Below are 4,503 nucleotides of genomic sequence, written 5' to 3' on the forward strand. Positions count from 1 at the left end.
CACCGGTGATCATGTTTTTAACATAGTCGGCGTGGCCTGGGCAGTCTACGTGCGCGTAGTGGCGAGTCGGGGTGTCATATTCAACGTGGGAAGTGTTGATGGTGATACCACGAGCTTTTTCTTCCGGCGCGTTATCGATCTGATCGAATGCGCGAGCAGCACCGCCGTAGGTTTTAGCCAGTACGGTAGTGATGGCAGCGGTCAGCGTTGTTTTACCATGGTCAACGTGGCCGATAGTACCGACGTTAACGTGCGGTTTTGTACGTTCAAACTTTTCTTTAGACATCGATTGTCCCTCTAAGACACGGATAAATCGGTGATATCACCACATCAACCAGGCAACACGCCCGACTTGTTGAATGCATTTAAAAGTAAACAGAGAGAAACGGGAAGGAGAAGTGAAGTGGTGCTGATACCCAGAGTCGAACTGGGGACCTCACCCTTACCAAGGGTGCGCTCTACCAACTGAGCCATATCAGCACGTCTGGAGCGGGCAGCGGGAATCGAACCCGCATCATCAGCTTGGAAGGCTGAGGTAATAGCCATTATACGATGCCCGCATCCTGAAACTCGGCTACCCAGTTCTTTCTGTTTAAGGAGAAGAACACTCTCCTGTTTGAGCCGGTGGATAAAGCTTCCGACTCTGGCTGCGCTTTCGCGTAACCGAAGATGGTGGTGGGGGAAGGATTCGAACCTTCGAAGTCGATGACGGCAGATTTACAGTCTGCTCCCTTTGGCCGCTCGGGAACCCCACCAGGCACTTGATGGTGCCGACTACCGGAATCGAACTGGTGACCTACTGATTACAAGTCAGTTGCTCTACCTACTGAGCTAAGTCGGCATCAAGTAGCGCGCATTCTAGGGAGACCTGCGCCTGCATGCAACTAAAAATTTGCATAAAATGTTCTCTTGCTCATATTTTGTGCGCAACTGCGTAAAAACACGGCAAGGTGGCGAATATGAGAGCAGAAAATGGACATTTTTGACGCGCCGCACAATGGGCGTTTTACCGTGTTATCTGCCTTAACGGGTATCAGCCCCTCAAGGGTGTGTTAATAACGCTTCGGAAGGGAGTCGTGATGTGTTGCGTTTGTGCACGAAAGCGCCACTCATTTAGATTTTTTCTTCTTATTCTCTTCCATCTGGTGTTAACCTCCTGCCCATTGTCCTGATTAACTGAATGTTGATGCGTCGTGTGTTCGTTAAGGCGGCGGTCAGAACATGCTTATGAGAAAAAAAGAGCAAACGTTAATGACACCTTACCTACAGTTTAATCGTAGCCAGTGGGCTGCACTTCGTGATTCCGTGCCGATGACCCTGACTGAAGGGGAAATCAAACGGTTGAAAGGTATCAACGAAGATCTGTCGCTGGAAGAGGTCGCCGAGATCTATTTGCCTTTATCGCGTTTGCTCAACTTCTATATCAGCTCTAACCTGCGTCGCCAGGCTGTGCTGGAACAGTTCCTGGGCACCAACGGGCAACGTATTCCTTATATCATTAGTATCGCCGGCAGCGTCGCCGTGGGGAAAAGCACCACCGCGCGCGTTTTGCAGGCGTTACTGAGCCGCTGGCCTGAGCATCGCCGTGTAGAGCTGATTACCACCGATGGCTTCCTGCACCCTAATGAGGTGCTGAAAGAGCGTGGGCTGATGAAGAAGAAAGGCTTCCCGCAATCTTATGATATGCATCGCCTGGTGAAATTCGTTTCAGACCTTAAATCCGGCGTGCCTGACGTGACGGCGCCTGTCTATTCGCATCTGATTTATGATGTCATCCCGGACGGCGATAAAACGGTAACGCATCCGGATATTTTAATTCTTGAAGGATTAAATGTTCTGCAAAGCGGGATGGATTATCCACACGATCCACATCATGTATTTGTTTCCGATTTCGTCGACTTTTCAATATATGTTGATGCGCCGGAAAAACTACTTCAATCGTGGTATATCAACCGCTTCCTGAAATTCCGCGAAGGTGCATTTACCGATCCGGATTCTTATTTCCATAACTATGCGCAGCTTTCAAAAGATGAAGCGATAAACGTAGCGACTAATTTGTGGAATGAGATTAACCTTGTGAATCTTAAGGAAAACATCTTGCCTACGCGCGAGCGCGCGAGCCTGATTTTGACGAAAAGCGCAAATCATTCGGTTGAGCAGGTCCGCCTGAGAAAATAAATACTTTTATAGAAAAGGGAGCCTCGGCTCCCTTTTTTTCATTCTGCGCCACGCAACGAAATTTCTCCGCCGACCCAGGGCTTAATCACCCCATCCTGCTCAAGTAATAATGCGCCTTGCGAATCAATACCACGTGATACACCAAAGATCTCTTTGTCGCCGATAATTAACTTCACCGGGCGATCAATAAAGTTATCGAGTCTTTTCCAGCGTGTCAGATACGGTGTCAGCCCTTCCTGCTCAAACAGACGTAGCGAATCACGCAACTCTTTAATCAGGCGGACGGCAAGCGTGTTGCGATCGATGGAGATCCCCGCTTCCTGAAGGTTGATCCAGCCTTGATTGATGACATCATTTTCGACATTACGCATCACGAGGTTAATACCCGCGCCAATGACAATTTGCGCTGCATCACCCGTTTTTCCGGTTAATTCCACCAGGATCCCGGCGAGTTTACGGTCATTAAGGTACAGGTCATTCGGCCATTTTACACGTACCTGGTCGGCGCCCAGGCTTTGCAATACTTCGGCCATGACAATGCCAATCACCAGACTCAAACCAATTGCCGCCGCAGGCCCCTGCTCCAGCCGCCAGTACATCGAAAGGTAGAGATTCGCTCCGAATGGAGAGAACCATTTACGACCACGGCGGCCACGCCCTGCGGTTTGATACTCTGCCACGCAGGCATCACCGGAATGCAGGTCGTGAATACGATCGAGCAGATACTGGTTAGTGGAATCAATAACCGGTAAGACCGCCACGTTGCCATATTCAATTTGCTGACGAATGCGTTCTTCTTCCAGTAACTGGATAGGCTCTGGCAGGCTGTAACCTTTGCCGGGAACAGTGAAAACATCTACGCCCCAATCACGCAGGGTCTGGATATGTTTGTTAATCGCCGCGCGGCTCATGCCCAGTTTTTCGCCCAACTGTTCGCCGGAATGGAATTCACCGTCGGAAAGGATGGCTATCAGCGTTAAGGGTACCGTGTTGTCTTTCATGCAATGACCTCTACCGCGTTCACTTCGCCCGTTGGCCCCATAAATCGCACTTCAGGCTCCAGCCAGACATTAAATTTCTCGCCAACCTGCGCCCGAACATGGTGGGCCAGGCCAACCACATCATTACTGGTCGCATTACCCTGATTGATGAGAACCAGCGCCTGCTGTTGATGTACTGCCGCACCACCGTGAATATAGCCTTTCAACTGACACTGGTCGATGAGCCAGCCCGCCGCCAGTTTCACAGTTCCATCACGCTGCGGGTAATGCGGCGCATTGGGGAATAAAGCCAGCAGCGCATCGGCGTGCTCGCGATCAACGACCGGGTTCTTAAAGAAGCTTCCCGCGTTGCCGTTGACTTTAGGGTCCGGGAGTTTCGTCATTCGCATATGGCATACGGAATCAAAAACGTCACGCGGCGTAACGGTCTGCGGATCTAAACGCGTCAGATCGCCATACGTCAGCACGGGCTTCCATGCTTTCGCCAGGCGGAAACCCACGGCCAGAATAGCGAATTTGTCCTGGTACTCATGTTTAAAGATGCTATCGCGATAGCCAAAGCGACATTCTGCTGCCGATAAACGCAGGTGTTTACCGGTCGCCAGTTCGACACAGTCAACAAATTCACAGACCTGTTGAAGCTCGACGCCATAGGCTCCGATATTTTGAATGGGTGATGAACCGGCACAGCCAGGGATCAACGCTAAGTTTTCCAGACCCGGCATGTTGTTATCCAGCGTATAACTAACCAATTGATGCCAGTTTTCACCCGCCCCGACATAAAGAAGCCAGGCATCTGCCGACTCGGTGACATCAATACCTTTAATCCGGTTAACGATGACGGTTCCGGCGTAATCTTCCAGGAAGAGAACGTTGCTTCCTTCACCCAGAATAAGAACTGGCAGACTTTCTGCGGTCGCATGCTGCCAGGCGCTCAGTAGTTGTTGTTCGTTTTCCGCGCATACAATGTGCTTCGCATGATGATCAATGCCGAAGGTGTTCCAGGGTTTTAGGGAATGGTTCATAGCTGCTTTCCTGATGCAAAAACGTCGCTAGTTTACCGTATATGAGGGGATTGTGCGCGCGGTATCGCCCGGTGGCGCTTGCGCTTACCGGGCCTACGGGTTCGTGCCATTCGGTGGGGTTTGTTCTTTTGTAGGCCGGATAAGGCGCAGCCGCCATCCGGCAGGTTTTTTTCGCACCAGCGCAAAAAGGCCATCCTTTCGGATGGCCTTCTGCTTTATTTGATGCCTGGCAGTTCCCTACTCTCGCATGGGGAGACCCCACACTACCATCGGCGCTACGGCGTTTCACTTCTGAGTTC

4 protein-coding genes, 4 tRNA genes and 1 rRNA gene are annotated in these 4,503 nt (G+C 50.9%); 1 reads left to right on the forward strand and 8 read right to left on the reverse strand.

What is annotated here, in order from left to right:
* From ACWWFX_RS24865 to ACWWFX_RS24885, 5 genes are all read right to left on the reverse strand, one after another.
* The coding region (locus ACWWFX_RS24865) for a GTP-binding protein (protein WP_000031682.1) at nt 1–286 on the reverse strand (286 nt) is incomplete at its 3' end.
* Nucleotides 287–404: 118 nt separating this feature from the next.
* A tRNA-Thr gene (locus ACWWFX_RS24870) sits at nt 405–480 on the reverse strand.
* 5 nt (nt 481–485) lie between these two features.
* Nucleotides 486–560: transfer RNA gene (locus ACWWFX_RS24875), tRNA-Gly, on the reverse strand.
* A gap of 110 nt (nt 561–670) precedes the next feature.
* Nucleotides 671–755: transfer RNA gene (locus ACWWFX_RS24880), tRNA-Tyr, on the reverse strand.
* A gap of 10 nt (nt 756–765) precedes the next feature.
* A tRNA-Thr gene (locus tag ACWWFX_RS24885) sits at nt 766–841 on the reverse strand.
* Nucleotides 842–1,227: 386 nt separating this feature from the next.
* On the opposite strand from ACWWFX_RS24885, the gene coaA reads away from it, so the two are divergent.
* Nucleotides 1,228–2,178, forward strand: coding sequence for a type I pantothenate kinase (coaA, locus tag ACWWFX_RS24890; protein ID WP_041686545.1), 951 nt, complete (start codon nt 1,228–1,230; stop codon nt 2,176–2,178).
* Between the two features lie 38 nt (nt 2,179–2,216).
* Here coaA and birA read toward each other — a convergent pair whose 3' ends face one another.
* From birA to rrf, 3 genes are all read right to left on the reverse strand, one after another.
* Nucleotides 2,217–3,179 carry a bifunctional biotin--[acetyl-CoA-carboxylase] ligase/biotin operon repressor BirA gene (birA, locus tag ACWWFX_RS24895; protein ID WP_473225060.1) on the reverse strand — a complete coding sequence of 321 codons (963 nt, stop codon included), beginning with the start codon at nt 3,177–3,179 and terminating at the stop codon, nt 2,217–2,219.
* Nucleotides 3,176–4,204 carry a UDP-N-acetylmuramate dehydrogenase gene (gene murB / locus ACWWFX_RS24900; RefSeq protein WP_473225061.1) on the reverse strand — a complete coding sequence of 343 codons (1,029 nt, stop codon included), beginning with the start codon at nt 4,202–4,204 and terminating at the stop codon, nt 3,176–3,178. The genes birA and murB overlap by 4 nt, the downstream gene beginning before the upstream one ends.
* 224 nt (nt 4,205–4,428) lie before the next feature.
* Nucleotides 4,429–4,503 (reverse strand): 5S ribosomal RNA (gene rrf, locus ACWWFX_RS24905); the annotation flags it as partial.

This window comes from Pseudocitrobacter sp. 2023LY-00077 (assembly GCF_055796175.1).

Excerpts from the sequence above, each read along its gene's own strand:
- coaA (WP_041686545.1), top strand. The coding sequence starts at position 1,228 with ATGAGAAAAAAAGAGCAAACGTTAATGACACCTTACCTACAGTTTAAT.
- murB (WP_473225061.1), bottom strand. The coding sequence starts at position 4,204 with ATGAACCATTCCCTAAAACCCTGGAACACCTTCGGCATTGATCATCAT.
- birA (WP_473225060.1), bottom strand. The coding sequence starts at position 3,179 with ATGAAAGACAACACGGTACCCTTAACGCTGATAGCCATCCTTTCCGAC.